Genomic DNA, 15,866 nt, shown 5'->3' on the forward strand with positions numbered 1-15,866 from the left:
TTCGCCTCCACTCATCGCAGGCACGACAAGGTGCCCGCGATCCTCTCCCCGCCCGGCGGGGAGAGGGGCTGGCGCTCCGTCTTCTCCGGTCAGCTCAGCTGAAGGAGGCGTCCACAAGTTCCGGCATCAGCCGGCCACCGCGGAAACTCTTGCCGGTGGTCACCGAGGTGACGATGACCTCGGCCGGGCTGAAGAGCGCGCCGTCGATCTTGTAGAAATCGCCGTTCACCCGCCCGAAGATGTCGGCGAAGGGGGCGCCGTGGTCGGCGGAGGTGGTGGAGGGCAACTGCTCGGCCAGCTGCTTGGCATCCGCCTCGTCGGCCTCGACGAAGAGCTGCACCCGGCCGCCGTAGATGATGGCGTCGTTGGTGCGGCCCATGGCCTGGATGAAGTCGGGATGCTGCGGCGAGAGCGGTGCCGAGCCGATGCCGTCCACGATCTTGTGCAGGTCGAAGCCCACGGTGTGGGCCTTGTGCAGGGCGACTTCGAGGACGCGGGCGACGACCTGTGTCGAGCCGGCCAGCGACTGGGTCGGTGCGTAGATGAAGGTCAGCGCGTCCGCCGACAGGCCGCAGGCCTCGGCGACCTTGGCGATGACGGAGGCGGGCGGTCCGCCGGCGGCTTCGAGCACCAGGGCGGTCTGGCTGGCGGAATCGCGGTAGCCGAGTTCGGTGTAGAGGTCTTCCACCACCGAGACGGCACGGCCGGGGCCGGAACCGAGGGCGAAGAAGCCGGAATCACCGGTTTCGTCGGCCAGCGACCAGCCGGCATACTGGCTGCCGAGGCAGGCGAGCACCGGGTCGGCGGAATGCACCACCACGGAATAAGGCCAAGCCGCGATCGGCCCGGTGGGGACGATCGACACGGTGCCGAGGCCTCCGAGGCAGATCTCGGCGATGCGCCGGCCGGCCTCGATGGAGCCGCGCACGGTGGCGCCGGCATCGACCATGCGTGCGCCGTTCTCCGTGGTGACGGCAAGGCGCAGGGCCTCGGCATCGGCCACCAGCTTCTCCACGAGGGGATTGGCGAGGGCGTTCAGGCTCGGCGTGGTCCGGAGCGTGGCGGGGGGATGGGTGGTCATCGGGCTTCCTCCGTCGTGGCGAGCAGGGTCCGCAGAGTGGCGGCCCGGACGCGCAATAGGTCTCGGGTGGCGGCCGAGTCCGGGCCTGCGGCGAACACGGTGCAGAGGGGAGCATCGCGTGGCACGCAGGTGCCGGATTGTGGGCGGTCGCGAACGAAATCCGGCCAGTCCAGGGGCGGCATCGGCGCGTAGCCGGCTGCCGCGTAACAGATTTCCGTGGCCGCCGCATCCACCGGTGCGGGTTCGATTCGCGGCAAAACGCCGAGGCTCGCGTCGATATGCGCGGCCAGGAGCGGCGTGTCGCGGCGGTCGAGGACGTCGAGGGTGGCTCCCGGGCGCGGGTTGATCTCGGTGAGCCACCACTCCTGCTCCGACACGAGGAGGTCGGCGCTGGCGAGCCCGACGAGCCCGGTCTCCGCGACGAGTCCGGCGATGGCTGTCGTCACTTGGGAGAGGGTCGCGGCCGACAGGACCGGCGCCTCGTGGGCGGCGCGTTCCAGCGCCCCGGCATAGCGGAAGGGGCGTAAGGGAGACGGCGCGCTCCATTGCTCGGTCACTCCGAGGATCGCCGCCTCGCGCCCGTCGGCGAGGAAGGCGACGGCGTGCGCCGTGCCGGCGACCCGCCTTTGAAAATAGGCGCCCGGTGGTGCCCTCCCCGCGCCGGCGGGACGGATATGGCTGCCGCCGGACCCGCCGGAGCGCTTGAGGAGCCAGTCCGACCGTTCCGTCACGGCCTCCCGCGTCACCGCCGGATGAGGGATCGCAAGACGGGCGCAGAGGGCGGCGAAGGCGAGCGGATCCTTCAGCACCCGGACCGTATCGGGCCCGGCACCCAGAAGCCTGTGGCGCCGGCCGAATCTCGCCATCATGTCGGGCGCATTCTCGAAGCCGCTGCCGAGCACGATCCCGATCGGTGGCTTGTCCGCCATGGCGGCCAGGGCATCGAGTCCGGCGAGCGCGCCCTCCCCCGTCAGCCCGTCGCCGAAACGCCCTTCGGCGGGGCGATAGCCTTCGGCGAGGGCGCGGGTGTCGGCATCGCCGAAGAGGTCGAGGACATAGGGGCGCAGGCCGGCCCGGCGCGCGGCCTGAGCCAGGGCGCGCCCGGACTGGGCGGCGATGAGGATCGCGTCGCCCCGGGACGAAGGCCGTTCGAATGATGCTGCCATCGCGGCGATCGCTTCGGATCACGCCCGTGCTGCTCCCACCACCCTCCCTCATCCTGAGGTGACGAGCGAAGCGAAGGCCTCGAAGAAGACTTCCAGTTCGCTCAGTGGGGGCTGGAGACCTCCTTCGAGGCCCGCTGGCGCGGGCACCTCAGGATGAGGTCGAGGGTTGGATCCGATATCGACGACCAGCGTCAGCCGGCCACCTCGACGGCGACCTTGTAGGCGTCGCGGAAGTCGAGGCAGAGGGGCTCGCCGGCGGCGAGGATCTGCCGGAACAGACGGGACTGGGTCTGGTACTTGACGTTGCCGACCGCCAGTGCGCCGATGCCGATGCCCTTACCGGTGGGCAGGGCGACGTCCTTGGCGTTGACGTCGATCCCGGCGATGCCGGCGGGCGGCACCGCGTTCACGTCGGAGGCGACGAGAAGCTTCGGGGCCGATTCGAGATCGGACGCCGACAGGATCGGTATGCCGGCCGGGCCGGCTGAGAGGATCACGTCGGCTTCGGCGATGGCGGCGCGGCGCGCCTCGGGGGTCGAGCCGTCCACGGCACCGACATCAATGCCGAAGCGCCATTTCATGGTGAAGGCGATCTTTGAGACGCGCTCTTCACCGTCATGCCCGACGAGGACGGACTTGGCGCCTTCCAGCGCGCCGATCACCGCCGCCACGTAGGCGACGACGCCGGCCCCGCCGAAGATGACGATGCGCTTGCCCTTCAGGTCGGTGCCGAACTTGGCCTTCAGGGCGCGGGTCACTTCGGCGACCATGGCGGCACCGGTGGTGAAGGACCCCGCCGGGTCGGCGACGATGTGGTTGGCGAACGGAGGGACCAGGGCCTTCTTCGCCCGGTCCATCATGTCGAGGGCGTCCTCGGCGTTCTTGCCGCCGATGAAGATGGTCGTGCGGGCGCCATCCTGGGGCGAACGGGAGAAGATCGAATCCTGCACCAGGGAGGTCACGTCCGGCAGGGTCACGTCTGTATAGGTCGCAATCGTCTCGAAACCCGCATCCACGGCCATGTTCACGTCGAACGGGCTCATGTGCTTGAGGGGCGTCAGCATATGCAGAATCGAGCGGGCCATCGTGTCTCTCCCTCCGCAAGTGTCCGGCGCCATCGCGGCGCCGCCTCTCGCATGTGTACTGTCGAAACCGGACGGGCCGGCTGGGTCAAGCGTCGCTGATGCGCTTGGTGTCTTAAAGTGTCGTGACCGAGGCGCCCGTATTGCGACCGCGTGCGATCACGAAACGCAAGGGGCCGGGCCGGTCTAGGGACGCCACCAGGGCGCGCGCCTCGGCCTCGGACGGCAACAGGGCGAAGCCCGTCGGCCCCCACGAGCTCTGGCCGTAGCCGGCGATCCCCCGGGCGGCGATGGCGGCGAGCGCCTCGGCCACGGCGGGGCTGGCGTAGCGCCCGCCCTGGTGAGGCGCGAAGTGATCGCCGATGAGACGCTGGATGGTGGTGATGCCGGCGCCGAAACCATCCGGTTCGGCGGTGGCCGCCGCCGGCAGGACCTGCATCAGCACGATCCGGCAGATCGCGGCGGCCTGCTCCTCGGGAAAGCGCGGCAGATCGCGAAATGCCTCGACCTCGCGGGTGCCGTGCACGCCGGTCATACTCTCGTCGAGGATCAGCACGATCCGCCACGCCTCCGGATAGGCGAGGCGCGCGATCAGCGGCGGCGGGCCGTTGCTGGCGTCGCGGCCGCCATCCACGATGAGGCCGCCCTGGGTGAAGGCGGCGAGGCCCACGCCCGAGCGATTGCCGCGATCGAGGGCGTCGGCGAAGGCGTCGGGCGAGAAGGGGCGGCCGTCGAGGGCGGCGAGCGCCGCCGCCACGCTGAGGGCGAGCTGCGTGCCCGAGCCGAATCCGGCATGGGCCGGAATCGCCTCGTCAACCTGGATGGCGGCCGCTCCCCGAAGGCCGAGATGGCGTGACGCGGCCTCGGCATAGGTGCGGGCGCGGGCCGCCTCGGGCCCGACGACGTCGAGGGCGGGGGCCGCCCGTGCGGTAAGGTCGATGGAGGGGGCATCGACGGCGAGCCCGATGCTGCCGAAGCGCCGGCCGAGCCCTCCGTGCAGATCGAGGAAACCGAAGTGAAGCCGCGCCGGCGCGTGCACCCGCACCGCACGGGCCTGTCCCGCCGTCTCGGCCGGCCGTTGATCCGGGATCTGGTCCACGTCGATCCCTTTCATCGCGATAAGCCTTCATCCGTGCGCCGCGCCGGCCATGAGCCCGTCCGCCCCCGGCGAGACCGGATCGGAATGGCGACCGCATGGCGCTCGCCGGCGCGGGCTTCTCCCACGGAGGGCGGATCGGTCGCAAGCGTCGCCATACCATCAATCGTCGGGCTTCCGCAGGGCGGGGATCCGCCGGACCCAGGGGAGGCGTGGCGTGGCAGCACGGCAGAAGGGAGCCGGCGGCGGTCGTTGGGGGGTTGCTTGCGGCGCCTCCGCGATGCAAACGTGCCGGCCCACTAGGAATGGACTGGCGCAGTCCCGCCGTGTGCGACGCTGAACACAGCGCGTGCCGGGCCCTCGTTCTCCAAGGTGTAGGCATGGCTGCCTGGGTAAAGGGTGGTGCGGCGGACGTGAGCGCAGCGGTGGAGGCCGCAGCCACGCTCCTCGCTGCAGCGAAGACTCCGATCGTCACGGGATTGAGTGCGGATACGAGCGCGGTGCGGGCGGCCTATCATCTGGCCGGACTCATCGGTGCATCCGTCGATCCCGTCGGCGGCGACGGCCTCTATGCGGAGCTCGGCCCCCTCAGCCAGTTCGGCAATCTCAACACCACGCCGGCCGAGGTGATCGGCCGGGCCGATGCGGTGCTGATCGTCGGCCTGCGCCCGTGGGACCGGCCGATCGTGCAGGAGATCGCCGCCTCCGTGCCGACGCGCGGCCGCGCCGCCGGTTCCGAGCGCACGCTGCTCTCCCTCGGCGGTCCCGGCGACGGCGCCACCCGGCATGTCTCCTATCCGGCCGCCGCCGGCGGTCTCGCCGTCTCGGTGGCGCATCTGCGTGCCTACGTGAAGGGCAACCTCTCCGGTGAGGCGGCCTATGCCGATCTCGGCCGGCGCCTGACGACGGCCCAGTACGGCGTCGTCCTCTACGATGCAGCCGAACTCGGCGATCTCGGCGTCGAGATGCTGCAGGGGCTGGTGCGCGATCTCAACGATCTGACGCGCTTCTTCGCGCTCTCCGTCTCGGACGGATTCCAGGGGCGCGCCGTGACCCAGCTCGCCTCCTGGACCACCGGGCAACCCCCGCGGGTGGGCTTTGGCCGCGCCCTGCCCGAACACGATCCGTGGCGTTTCGACAGCGCCCGGCAGGTGGCCGCTGGCGAGGCCGATGCCGCCCTGTGGCTCGCCCCCCTCCCCGCCCCGCGCCCCGACTGGCTCGGCACCCTGCCCGCCATCGCCATCGTCGGCGAGGGCAGCGCCGACGCCACGGGGGACGTCGCCGAGATCGTCATCGCGGTGGGCGTACCCGGCGAGACGGCCGGCGGCGCCCTGTGGAACGAGCGCCGCGCCGCGATCACCTATGTGCCTCCAGCCGGCCAGCCGGCCGACCTGACGGCGGCCGGCGTGCTCGCTGCCATCCAGAATCGCCTCACGCAGAAGAAGGGCGCCTCATGCTGATCCTGATCCAGGGCGGCCGGGTCGTCGATCCTACCGCCGGCCGCGACGGCGTCGGCGACGTCTGGATCGAGGACGGCCGGGTCGTCGCCGCCTCGGAGCGCGCGCCCGACAAGACCATCGACGCCTCCGGCTGCGTCGTGATGGCGGGCGGTGTCGAGGTCCATTCGCACATCGCCGGCGGCAACGTGGTGATGAGCCGCCTGCTCCTGCCCGACCTCTATGTCAGCGAAGCTGCGCCCGAGGGCCATCCCTTCGCCCATGCCGGCGGCTCGGCTGCCTGGATCGGCGCGAACTACGCGCGGATGGGCTACACCATCGCCGTCGAGCCGGCGATGCCGCCGACCAACGCGCTCGCGACCCAGCTCGAACTCGCCGACATCCCCCTGCTCGACCGCGGTGCGCTCACCGTGATGGGCAACGACGACCAACTCCTCGACTTGCTGCGCCAGCGCGAAGGCAAGGCGGCGGTGCGGGACCTCGTCGCCCTGTCGGTGGCCACCTCGCGCGGCCTCGGCGTCAAGTGCATCAACGCGGGCGGCGCCTCGGCCTTCAAGGACGGGATGCTCAATCTCAGCCTCGACGAGGAGATCCCGGTCTACGGGCTCACCACTCGCAAGATCATGAATTCTCTCCTCGACGCGGTGGAGGAGATCGGCGTGCCGCATCCGCTGCACGTCCATGCCAACAACCTCGGCATTCCGGGCGCCGACGATTCCTTCGTGGCGACGATGGAGGCGGCGGAAGGGCGCCGCATCCACTTCGCCCATGCGCAGTTCTATGCCTACGGCGCGGTCGATCCGGCCAATCCCGGCACCGGCGGCTTCCGTTCGGCGGCCGAGCGCATCACGGAGGCGATGGAGAAACATCCGAACGCCACCTTCGATGTGGGGCAGGTCGCCTTCGGCCAGACGGTGACGATCTCCCTCGACGTGATCCGCCAGTTCGCCGGCCGCAAAGGTGCGAACCCGAAGAAGTGGATCATCACGGCGGGCGACGCGGAAGGCGGCGGCATCGTGCCGTTCCTGTACAAGCCGCGCGGCCCGGTCAGCTCGCTGCAATGGGCGATCGGCCTCGAGTTGATGCTGCTCTCGGGCGACCCCGAGCGCACCATCCTCACGACCGACCATCCCAATGGCGGCCCCTTCACCGAATATCCGCGGATCATCCATCTGCTGATGGACAAGGAGGAGCGCGACCGCGAGATATCCTCCCTGCACAAGGTCATCGCCGAGCGCTCCGGCCTCTGCGGCATCGAGCGGGAATATACCTTCTCCGAGATCGCCCAGCTGACGCGCTCCGGCCCGGCCAAGCTCCTCGGCCTGACCGATCGCGGCCATTTGCGCGAGGGCGCACGCGCCGACGTCGCGATCTACCGCGACGACAAGAACCGGACCGCAATGTTCGCCCGCGCCAGACTGGTGCTCAAGGACGGCCACGTCATCGTCGAGGACGGCGAGATCGTCGATTGGCGCGCCGGCCATACCCTGGAACTGACGGTGGAATCCGACAAGGCGATGGAGACGCGCACCGACGCCTATCTCGATGCCCGCTTCGGCGCCGGCCTCGACAGCTTCACCGTGCCGGACGAGGCTTTCCCCGTGAGCGATGTGTTCGAGGACGTGGCATGTCGCGTTTGAAGATCCGGCCGGACTTGATGACGATGCGTCGCGTGAGGACGGATGACCGAGCATGACTGACCTCACCCTCAACGGCATCCCGGTGATCGACACCTTCGCCGAGGCGTTCGACGTCGCCGGCACGGCGCTGATCATTACCAACGACACCGCCAAATGGGCGATGATCGCCGCCGTCACGATGACCGGATTCGCCACCTCGGTGATCGGCTGCGGCGCCGAGGCCGGGATCGATTGCGAGCTTTCTCCGGAGGAGACGCCCGACGGCCGCCCCGGCGTGCGTGTGCTTCTATTCGGATTCGAGCCGAACGGTCTCAAGGACCAGCTCCTGAAGCGCGTCGGCCAGTGCATCCTCACCTGCCCCGGCACCGCCTGCTACGCGGGCGTCGAGGGGCCGCACAAGATCAAGCTCGGTGGCGCGATCCGCTATTTCGGTGACGGATTCGCGGTGGCCAAGCGTCTGACCGACCCCGTTTCCGGCAAGGCACGGCGCTATTGGCGCGTGCCGGTGATGGACGGCGAGTTCCTGTGCGAGGATTTCGTCCGCGCGGTGGACGGTGCGGTGGGCGGCGGCAACCTGCTGTTCCTCGGGCGTAACCATGCAGAGACCCTCAAGGTCGCCGAGATCGCGGTGGATGCCGCCCGTTCGGTGGCCGACGTGATCCTGCCCTTCCCCGGCGGTATCGTCCGCTCCGGCTCGAAGGTCGGCGCGCGTACCAAAGGCATGATGGCCTCCACCAACGACGCCTATTGCCCGACCCTCAAGGGCCGGGCCGGCTCGGAACTCGCAGCCGAGGTCGGCGTGGTGCTCGAGATCGTCATTGACGGGCTCACATCGCGCTCGGTCTCCGAATCCATGCGCGCGGCGCTCCACGCTTCCACCGAAGCCGGTGCCGCGCACGGGCTCGTGGCGGTGACGGCGGGCAATTACGGCGGCAATCTCGGCCGCCACCATTATCACCTGAAGGACCTGCTCTCGAAGGAGCCGGCGAGCGAGGCTGGAGCGGCATGAGCACCCTCACCCTGCGCCAGGAGCCGCCGGAGCGGCTCGATTTCCTCCACGTGAATCCGCTCTCCCTGAGTGGTCTGACCGAGACCGACGCGGCCAAGCTCCCCATCGGCACAAGCCGACGCGGCCTGACCCTCGGCGACGTCTTCACGATCAGCCTCGACGGCTCTGACAGCCTGACCATCGAAGGCGGCTCCTCCCGCTTCGACAGCGTCGGCGCCTCGCTCAGCGGCGGTTCGATCCGCGTCGTCGGCGACGTAGGCCAGCGCCTCGGCGCCGGCATGGCATCGGGATCCGTCACGGTCACGGGATCGGCCGGCCCCTATGCCGGATCCGGCGCCAAGGGCGGGACGATCACCATCGAGGGCGATGCCGGCGATCATGCCGGCGGGGCGGTCTATGCCGCCAAGGCGGGGCTCGATGGCGCCACGCTGGTGATCCGCGGATCGGCCGGCGATTACCTCGGCGACCGCATGCGGCGCGGGCTGATCCTGGTCGGTGCCGCAGGCGCCCATGCCGGATCGCGGATGATCGCGGGCACGATCGCGGCCCTTTCGGTGGGTGACCATCCGGGCTACGGCATGCGGCGCGGGACGATCCTCGCCGGCGGGCACGGAGCCCTGAGCCCGAGCTTCGTCGAGACGGGAACACACGATCTCGTGTTCCTGCGGCTGCTCGCCCGGTCCCTGCGTGCCCTCAGCCCCACCCATGCCGACCTCGCCGCCGGGGCGCTCAAGCGCTATTCCGGCGATCTCGCGACCCTTGGCAAGGGTGAACTCTGGGTCACGGCCGGGCGATAGGCCCTTCGATTCCTCCCCGGCGGCGGTACGACGCCGTCGGCGAGACGATCAGCGAAGCCATCAGGGTCATGGCTCCGATCGAGAGTGCCCGTCGGGCATCGCTGGAAGACCCTCCGCCTCTCGCGTGGTGCCCGTCGCGGTCGGCTCAATGGGTGGTCCCGCCTACCCTGCGGCTACCGTCACGACGAAGAAGATCCTGATCGCCCATGGCAGAGCGACCGTCCCGTAGCGGTGCGCCACTCGTCGAATGGCTTGGTCTCGCCTTGAGCGAACGGCCGGATCACCAGAATTGATTCTGCCCCGACAGGTCCGGCGAATGCCGCAGCTGGCTGAATGCCGGCTTAAGACGCGCGACCTCAGGATCACCGGACGCAATCAACCTCCCGTTACCTGCATTTGCGTGCCGGATCGTGCCGATGGGCCGGCGCCTTCGCAGCGCTCGCCAAACGGGCAATCTTCGCATCGCAACCCAGGACAAAAGGTTGTTCCTAACTCCAATGATGCAGAATTGTTCCGCTTAATAAATGCTTGCGGGAAGTGAAAACCGGTCGTCACGGTGATGTATCTGGATCGTGACCGAGATGGAGCGGGAAAGGCACCGAAAGTGCGCCAAAGCACGTCGCTGGCCCCTCGTTCCTCACCTGCGCCTAACCTTTACCCTTCGTTGACGGCTGCCGTTGTATTCGGTGGATGTTGTTGCAGGAATGCGACAGACCTCACGCCCGTCCGAGCCTACAAGCACCTAGGCTTAATGCCCATCAGGACCAGACACACAATGAAAAGACTGCTTCTCGCTACGACCGTTCTCGCCGGCCTGACTGCTGTCGCTTCGGCCGCCGACCTTCCCCGTCGCGCCGCCCCGCCGGTCTTCATCCCGGTCCCGGTCTTCACGTGGACGGGCTTCTACGCCGGTATCAACGCCGGTTACGCTTTCGACACCGGCAAGGAAGGCCCGAACTCCTTCGCCGTGCCGAGCCGCTTCACCGCCGCTGGCACCCCGCAGATCGCTACGTTCAGCAAGGATAGCCAGGACGGCTTCTCCGGCGGCGCGCAGATCGGCTACAACTACCAGTTCACCCCGGGTTCGGGCGTGGTCGTCGGTATCGAAGCCGACGCCCAGTACCTCGATTTCGGCTCCAAGCGTCGTGACTCGGGCATCGTTGCCGCTCCCGGCTTCGCCATCAACGACCCGCGCGGCCTCTCCAGCCTCGACTTCTTCGGCACCGTCCGCGGTCGCCTCGGCTACGCCTTCGACCGCACCCTCGTGTACGGCACCGGCGGCTTCGCCTACGGCGCCGGCAGCACCGAGCGTAGCTTCGGCGGCTTCAAGGGCAACGACGACTTCCGCACCGGCTACGCTGTCGGTGGTGGTATCGAATACGCTCTCCCCACCGAGTCGTTCTTCAACTTCTTCCGCGCTTCCGCTGTGACGCTGAAGGTCGAAGGCCTGTACGTGAACCTCGATCGCGGCACCCGCAACCAGGGCGCCTTCATCATCGACACCACCGACAACTCGGTTGTGCGCTCGATCAGCACCGGTCGTCGCGACGACGAGTTCGCCGTCGTCCGCGCCGGCCTGAACTACAAGTTCGGCACCTACTAGGATCATCCATGATCGCCGCGCGCTCCTTTAGGGGATCGCGCGGCATCGGGATCGTCGACGTGAAAAACCCGGCCTCGCGGCCGGGTTTTTTGCGTTGATGGAGACTCACTCGCAATTCACCCTATTCCGGACGTCCGGAGCGCGAGCGAAGGGTGATCCGGGATTTGTCGCGGGATGTGGTGGACGCGTCTTCGGCTTGGGGGTGGCGCGGCGCGGCTCTTCGCCTCTGGCTCCCTTGGCTCTCCACCCCTCCGGGAAGGAGGCGAGCCCGGATCGATCGAACTCGCGCCCTGCCTGTCCTCAGATATCGAGTGTCGCCTCGTCGGCGAAGGCGGCACGCTCGGAGATGAAGGCGAAGCGGGCTTCGGGCTTGTTGCCCATCAATCGCTCCACGGCATCGCCGGTGGAGTCCCGCGCCTCGTCGAGGACGGCCACGCGCAGGAGTGTGCGCTTCTTGGGGTCCATCGTGGTCTCCTTCAGCTGCGCCGGCATCATCTCGCCCAAGCCCTTGAAGCGGCTGATCTCCACCTTGCCGCCCTTGAAGACGGTCTTGATCACCCGCTCCTTGTCGGCGTCGTCACGGGCATAGACCGTCTTTGCGCCGTGGGTCAGCCGGTAGAGCGGCGGGATCGCGAGGTAGAGATGACCCTTGTCGATGAGCTTGGGCATCTGCCGGTAGAAGAAGGTGATCAGCAGCGAGGCGATGTGGGCGCCGTCGACATCCGCGTCGGTCATGATGATGACCTTCTCGTAGCGAAGGTCCTCGCCCTTGTAGCCGTTGCCGGTGCCGCAGCCGAGGGCCTGGGTCAGGTCGGAGATGAGCTGGTTGGCCCCCATCTTGTCGCGGCTGGCCGAGGCCACGTTGAGGATCTTGCCGCGTAGGGGCAGGATCGCTTGGCTGGCGCGGTCCCGCGCCTGCTTCGCCGAACCGCCGGCGGAATCGCCCTCGACGATGAAGATTTCCGAACCGGCCGTACCGGCCTTGGAGCAGTCGGCGAGCTTGCCCGGCAGCCGCAGCTTGCGGGTGGCCGATTTGCGGGCGACCTCCTTCTCCTGACGCCGGCGCAGGCGCTCCTCGGCCCGGTCGATCACCCAGTCGAGGAGCTTGTTGGCTTGAGCCGGGGAGGCAGCGAGCCAGTGGTCGAAGGCATCGCGGATCGCCGTCTCGACGATGCGCGAGGCTTCCACCGTGGCGAGCTTGTCCTTGGTCTGGCCCTGGAACTCCGGCTCGCGGATGAAGACAGAGAGCATCGAGGCGCAGGTCGCCATCACGTCGTCGGTGGTGACGGAGGTCATCCGCTTGGCCTGGCCGACGCGCTCGGCATGCTCGCGCAGGGCCCGCAGCAGGGCGACGCGCAGGCCGCTCTCGTGGGTGCCGCCCTCGGCGGTGGGAATGGTGTTGCAGTAGGAGTGCGAGACCCCGTCCTCCACCACCATCCAGGCGACGGCCCATTCGAGGGAGCCGTGGCCGCCGGGCTTCGTCACCTTGCCGGCGAAGACCGCATCGGTGACGAGCTCCTTGCCGTCGAGGTCGCGGGCGAGATAGTCGCGCAGGCCACCGGGGAAGCGATGCACGGTCTCGGCCGGCACGTCGGCGATGCCCTCCAGCAGGGCGGGCGCACAGCGCCAGCGGATCTCGACGCCGCCGAACAGGTAGGCCTTGGAGCGCGCCATCTTGAACAGCCGGCGCGGATCGAACTTCAGCGCGCCGAAGATCTGCGCATCGGGGTGGAATCGCACCCGCGTGCCGCGCCGGTTCTGCACCCGGCCCACCGTCTCCAGGGGCCCCTGGACATGGCCCCGCGAAAAGGTCTGGCGGTAGAGAACCTGGCTTCGGGCCACCTCGACTTCGAGGATGTCGGACAGGGCGTTGACCACGGAAATACCGACACCGTGCAGGCCGCCGGAGGTCTCGTAGACCTTCGAGTCGAACTTGCCGCCCGCATGCAGCGTGGTCATGATCACTTCGAGGGCGGATTTGCCCGGAAATTTCGGATGCGGGTCCACCGGGATGCCGCGGCCATTGTCGGTGATGACGAGGTGGCCGGTCTCCTCCAGCTCCACCTCGATGTAGCTGGCATGGCCCGCCACCGCCTCGTCCATGGAATTGTCGATCACCTCCGCGAAGAGGTGATGCAGGGCGCGCTCGTCGGTGCCGCCGATATACATGCCCGGCCGGCGCCGGACCGGCTCCAGGCCTTCCAGCACCTCGATCGACGATGCGTCGTAGCCGGCTTCCGCGGCATCGACCGGCGCTCGGTCGAGAGGAGCACGCGCGGCCGAAGCGGCCTTCGCGCCGCGCACGGGCGCCTGACCGCCCGCGAACAGGTCGCTCGGCCGGCCGCCGGCTGGGGCCGGTACGGCCTGACGTGAGGTCTCGCGCTGAGTCATGGTCCAACCATACAGGAACGAAACGGAAACGTGAAGCGATGCCGCCTTCCCCGGCGGCCGCTCTCCCGGTGTTCCTGCATAGCTTGCGCCGATTCCGTTAACGCTGTGTCGCCGGGGTATCGGAGGTGCCGTCGCCTTCGTTACGCTCCGCCCCCGGCCACGGATGTTGGAGCCCGATCCGGGCTCGGCGGAGGACGCCGCGAAGCGCCGTGGGCCGGTGGTAGACGTCAGCTTCCCACCCGGCCGCCCCCACGCCTGGTGATCGCGACGATGGCAGGGCGGGGCGGCATTCCGTCGATGAAATCCGGCCAGCGGGTGGAGGGCGCCTCGAAGGTGGCGGGGGCGGCCTTCGGATCCTCCTCGTCGGCCTCGCCGGGATGCTGCACGGCGACGAAGAAGGTGGTGTCGTCGGGGGTGAAATAGGGGCCGCACATCTCGGCGCCGTTGGGCACCCGGAAGAAGTGCTTGCCGGTGCCCCGTCCCTGCCCGTCCGTCTCCATGGCCCAGATGCCGTCGTTGCGGCCCGTCTTCGACGGCGAGTTCCCGTCGGTGGCGACCCAGAGCCGGCCCTGCCCGTCCACCGAGCAATTGTCCGGCATGCCGAACCAGCCGTCCCTCGTCGTCGCCGAGGAGAAGGTGGCGCCCACCGCTGCGATGGAGGGATCGCCACATTTGACGAGGATCTCCCAGGCGAAGCCCGAGGCCGCATGGTCGCCCCCGTCGGGGGTCAGTTCCACGATGTGGCCGAAGCGGTTGTCGGGCCGCGGATTGGCGGCGTTCACGTCGTCGACTTTGCGCTTCCCGTTATTGGTGAGCATGACATAGACCTTGCCGGTCTTCGGATTGGCCTCGACGTCTTCCGGACGGTCCATCTTGGTGGCACCGAGGAGATCGGCGGCACGCCGCGCCTCGATGACCACGTCGGCCTGGGAGAGGAATCCGTTCTCCGGCGTCAGGAGGGCCTGTCCGAAGACCAGCGGCATCCAGGCGCCGCGCCCGTCCGCATCGAACCGGGCGACGTGCAGCGTGCCGGAATCGAGGATGTCACGGTTGGCCCGCCGGTCGGTGAGGTTCACGGCCGCGTCCGTCACGAACTTGTAGACGTAGTCGAAACGCTCGTCGTCGCCTTGGTAGACGACGTAAGCCCCACTCTTCGCAACGATACCGGCGGCGCCTTCGTGCTTGAACCGGCCCATGGCGGTGCGCTTGACCGGGACTGAGGCAGGATCGAACGGGTCGATCTCCACCACCCAGCCGAAGCGGTTGGGCTCGTTCGGCTCCTTGGAGAGGTCGAAGCGATCGTGGAAGCGGCCCCAGGCATAGGCGTTGCCGGGCAGGCCGAGGCGCCTGTGGTTGCGCGCCTCGGCGGAACCCTCGGCCAGGGCACCCGAGAAGTAGTAGTTGGTGTTCTCCTCGCAGGTGAGCCACGTCCCCCAGGGCGTGGTGCCGCCGGCGCAATTGTTGATCATGCCCTTCACGGCACGGCCGGACGGGTCGTCGGTGGTCTTCAGCCGATCAGACCCGGCGGCCGGTCCGGAGAGGGCCATCGCCGTCTCGACGGTAATGCGTCGGGCGTATCGCGACCCCGGTACCACGGCCCACTTGCCGTCCATGCGCTTCACCTCGATCACCGAGCCGCCATGGGCGGCCATCTCGATATCGACGAGGTCTTGGTTCATGCCCCTGAAGGCCACGGTCTTGATGTCCTGGCGGCCGAGGCCGGGGAACATCAGTTCCTCGTTGGTGTATTCGTGGTTGACTACGAGAAGGCCGTGCGCGGCCGGGTCGGCGGCGCCGGGCATCGGGAAGTAGCCGACGAAGTCATTGTTGTAGCCAAATTGCCGGGCCTGCGCCGCGGCACTCTGGTTCAGTGGATCGAAGGCGGGCGCGCCGGGCAGGACCGGATCGCCCCAGCGGATCAGGATGTCGGCATCGTGCCCTTCGGCCACGTGATGGTGCGCGTCCGATCCCGCCTCGATCTCCCTGAATGGGAACGGTGTCGCCCGCGCCGCGACTGGGCCGGCGGCGAGCGCGCGAGGCGTCACCACCGCCGCGATGGCGCCAACCCCGAGGAGACCGCGCAGCAGGTCACGCCGGTCGAACCGGGCCGCGACCACATCGCCGAAGGTGGCGTTGCCGCTCGTATTCGTGCCGGCATCCTCACCGTCCTCGGCGGCCTGCGAGCGGGTGCGCAGCGGCTCAGTCATGTGAACGCGTTCCTTGGAATGAATCGAGTTCGAGTTAGGCGCGCCACATGGCGGGCGGATGACGCCGGCGTTCCGGAACCAACCCTGAGTTGGTGCGTTGGCGCACATAGAACCAGTCTATGGGAGAGCGACATGGCGCCGTCCGCAGCCTTGAGCATGGTGCGCCACGACGATCTCATTCGCGCGTCGCAGGCGGCAGGCCGCGCCTTCTCGCCGATCGAGGATGGGCTGGACGACGGCGCTGTCGCATCATCCAGGTTCCTGGCTCTCTCTGCCCTATCGCTGGCGGGGTTCATCGCCAGCTTCGGTATCTTCTTCGTCTTCATCTGAGGTCGAC

Annotated in this window: 12 protein-coding genes; 6 read left to right on the plus strand and 6 right to left on the minus strand. The window is 68.6% G+C overall.

Annotated features, from left to right (window positions below; genetic code table 11):
* Nucleotides 1-94: 94 nt before the first annotated feature.
* From mch to K368_RS0118715, 4 genes are all read right to left on the minus strand, one after another.
* Nucleotides 95-1,081 carry a methenyltetrahydromethanopterin cyclohydrolase gene (gene mch / locus K368_RS0118700; RefSeq protein WP_027173665.1) on the minus strand — a complete coding sequence of 329 codons (987 nt, stop codon included), beginning with the start codon at nt 1,079-1,081 and terminating at the stop codon, nt 95-97.
* A complete protein-coding gene (locus K368_RS0118705; RefSeq protein ID WP_027173666.1) occupies nt 1,078-2,247 on the minus strand; it encodes an ATP-grasp domain-containing protein in 1,170 nt (389 codons plus the stop codon). Before K368_RS0118705 ends, mch begins: the two co-directional genes overlap by 4 nt.
* A gap of 191 nt (nt 2,248-2,438) precedes the next feature.
* A complete protein-coding gene (locus K368_RS0118710; protein WP_027173667.1) occupies nt 2,439-3,332 on the minus strand; it encodes an NAD(P)-dependent methylenetetrahydromethanopterin dehydrogenase in 894 nt (297 codons plus the stop codon).
* A gap of 112 nt (nt 3,333-3,444) precedes the next feature.
* Nucleotides 3,445-4,443 carry a beta-ribofuranosylaminobenzene 5'-phosphate synthase family protein gene (locus K368_RS0118715; protein ID WP_155935244.1) on the minus strand — a complete coding sequence of 333 codons (999 nt, stop codon included), beginning with the start codon at nt 4,441-4,443 and terminating at the stop codon, nt 3,445-3,447.
* Between the two features lie 362 nt (nt 4,444-4,805).
* Between K368_RS0118715 and K368_RS0118720 the strand changes: the two genes are divergently transcribed.
* The 5 genes from K368_RS0118720 to K368_RS0118740 all read left to right on the plus strand — a co-directional run bounded on the left by K368_RS0118720 (nt 4,806) and on the right by K368_RS0118740 (nt 10,931).
* Nucleotides 4,806-5,885 (plus strand): formyl transferase, encoded by a 1,080-nt coding sequence (locus K368_RS0118720; RefSeq protein WP_027173669.1) that lies wholly within the window; start codon nt 4,806-4,808, stop codon nt 5,883-5,885.
* The gene (locus K368_RS0118725) at nt 5,879-7,522 is read left to right on the plus strand and encodes a formylmethanofuran dehydrogenase subunit A (protein ID WP_027173670.1); all 1,644 of its coding nucleotides are present in this window, start codon (nt 5,879-5,881) and stop codon (nt 7,520-7,522) included. The genes K368_RS0118720 and K368_RS0118725 overlap by 7 nt, the downstream gene beginning before the upstream one ends.
* Before the next feature lie 52 nt (nt 7,523-7,574).
* A complete protein-coding gene (fhcD, locus tag K368_RS0118730; RefSeq protein ID WP_027173671.1) occupies nt 7,575-8,531 on the plus strand; it encodes a formylmethanofuran--tetrahydromethanopterin N-formyltransferase in 957 nt (318 codons plus the stop codon).
* On the plus strand, nt 8,528-9,328 hold the full coding sequence (locus K368_RS0118735; protein ID WP_027173672.1) for a formylmethanofuran dehydrogenase subunit C: 801 nt from the start codon (nt 8,528-8,530) through the stop codon (nt 9,326-9,328). Before fhcD ends, K368_RS0118735 begins: the two co-directional genes overlap by 4 nt.
* 775 nt (nt 9,329-10,103) lie before the next feature.
* Nucleotides 10,104-10,931 (plus strand): outer membrane beta-barrel protein, encoded by an 828-nt coding sequence (locus tag K368_RS0118740; RefSeq protein WP_027173673.1) that lies wholly within the window; start codon nt 10,104-10,106, stop codon nt 10,929-10,931.
* Between the two features lie 300 nt (nt 10,932-11,231).
* Here K368_RS0118740 and parE read toward each other — a convergent pair whose 3' ends face one another.
* Both parE and K368_RS0118750 read right to left on the minus strand, forming a co-directional pair.
* Nucleotides 11,232-13,322 carry a DNA topoisomerase IV subunit B gene (parE, locus tag K368_RS0118745; RefSeq protein ID WP_018043461.1) on the minus strand — a complete coding sequence of 697 codons (2,091 nt, stop codon included), beginning with the start codon at nt 13,320-13,322 and terminating at the stop codon, nt 11,232-11,234.
* 227 nt (nt 13,323-13,549) lie between these two features.
* The gene (locus tag K368_RS0118750; RefSeq protein ID WP_027173674.1) at nt 13,550-15,529 is read right to left on the minus strand and encodes a PhoX family phosphatase; all 1,980 of its coding nucleotides are present in this window, start codon (nt 15,527-15,529) and stop codon (nt 13,550-13,552) included.
* A 132-nt stretch (nt 15,530-15,661) separates the two neighbouring features.
* Here K368_RS0118750 and K368_RS25080 point away from each other — a divergent pair, with 132 nt between their 5' ends.
* Nucleotides 15,662-15,859, plus strand: a complete 198-nt coding sequence (locus K368_RS25080) for a hypothetical protein (RefSeq protein WP_036266503.1) — start codon at nt 15,662-15,664, stop codon at nt 15,857-15,859.
* Nucleotides 15,860-15,866: the final 7 nt, after the last annotated feature.

Origin of the sequence: Methylobacterium sp. 10 (assembly GCF_000519085.1) — a bacterium.
GTDB lineage: Bacteria > Pseudomonadota > Alphaproteobacteria > Rhizobiales > Beijerinckiaceae > Methylobacterium.

What these genes read in the sequence shown, in the direction of transcription:
- mch (WP_027173665.1), bottom strand. Translation starts at nt 1,081, where the DNA reads ATGACCACCCATCCCCCCGCCACGCTCCGGACCACGCCGAGCCTGAAC.
- K368_RS0118705 (WP_027173666.1), bottom strand. Translation starts at nt 2,247, where the DNA reads ATGGCAGCATCATTCGAACGGCCTTCGTCCCGGGGCGACGCGATCCTC.
- K368_RS0118710 (WP_027173667.1), bottom strand. Translation starts at nt 3,332, where the DNA reads ATGGCCCGCTCGATTCTGCATATGCTGACGCCCCTCAAGCACATGAGC.
- K368_RS0118715 (WP_155935244.1), bottom strand. Translation starts at nt 4,443, where the DNA reads ATGAAAGGGATCGACGTGGACCAGATCCCGGATCAACGGCCGGCCGAG.
- K368_RS0118720 (WP_027173669.1), top strand. Translation starts at nt 4,806, where the DNA reads ATGGCTGCCTGGGTAAAGGGTGGTGCGGCGGACGTGAGCGCAGCGGTG.
- K368_RS0118725 (WP_027173670.1), top strand. Translation starts at nt 5,879, where the DNA reads ATGCTGATCCTGATCCAGGGCGGCCGGGTCGTCGATCCTACCGCCGGC.
- fhcD (WP_027173671.1), top strand. Translation starts at nt 7,575, where the DNA reads ATGACTGACCTCACCCTCAACGGCATCCCGGTGATCGACACCTTCGCC.
- K368_RS0118735 (WP_027173672.1), top strand. Translation starts at nt 8,528, where the DNA reads ATGAGCACCCTCACCCTGCGCCAGGAGCCGCCGGAGCGGCTCGATTTC.
- K368_RS0118740 (WP_027173673.1), top strand. Translation starts at nt 10,104, where the DNA reads ATGAAAAGACTGCTTCTCGCTACGACCGTTCTCGCCGGCCTGACTGCT.
- parE (WP_018043461.1), bottom strand. Translation starts at nt 13,322, where the DNA reads ATGACTCAGCGCGAGACCTCACGTCAGGCCGTACCGGCCCCAGCCGGC.
- K368_RS0118750 (WP_027173674.1), bottom strand. Translation starts at nt 15,529, where the DNA reads ATGACTGAGCCGCTGCGCACCCGCTCGCAGGCCGCCGAGGACGGTGAG.
- K368_RS25080 (WP_036266503.1), top strand. Translation starts at nt 15,662, where the DNA reads ATGGCGCCGTCCGCAGCCTTGAGCATGGTGCGCCACGACGATCTCATT.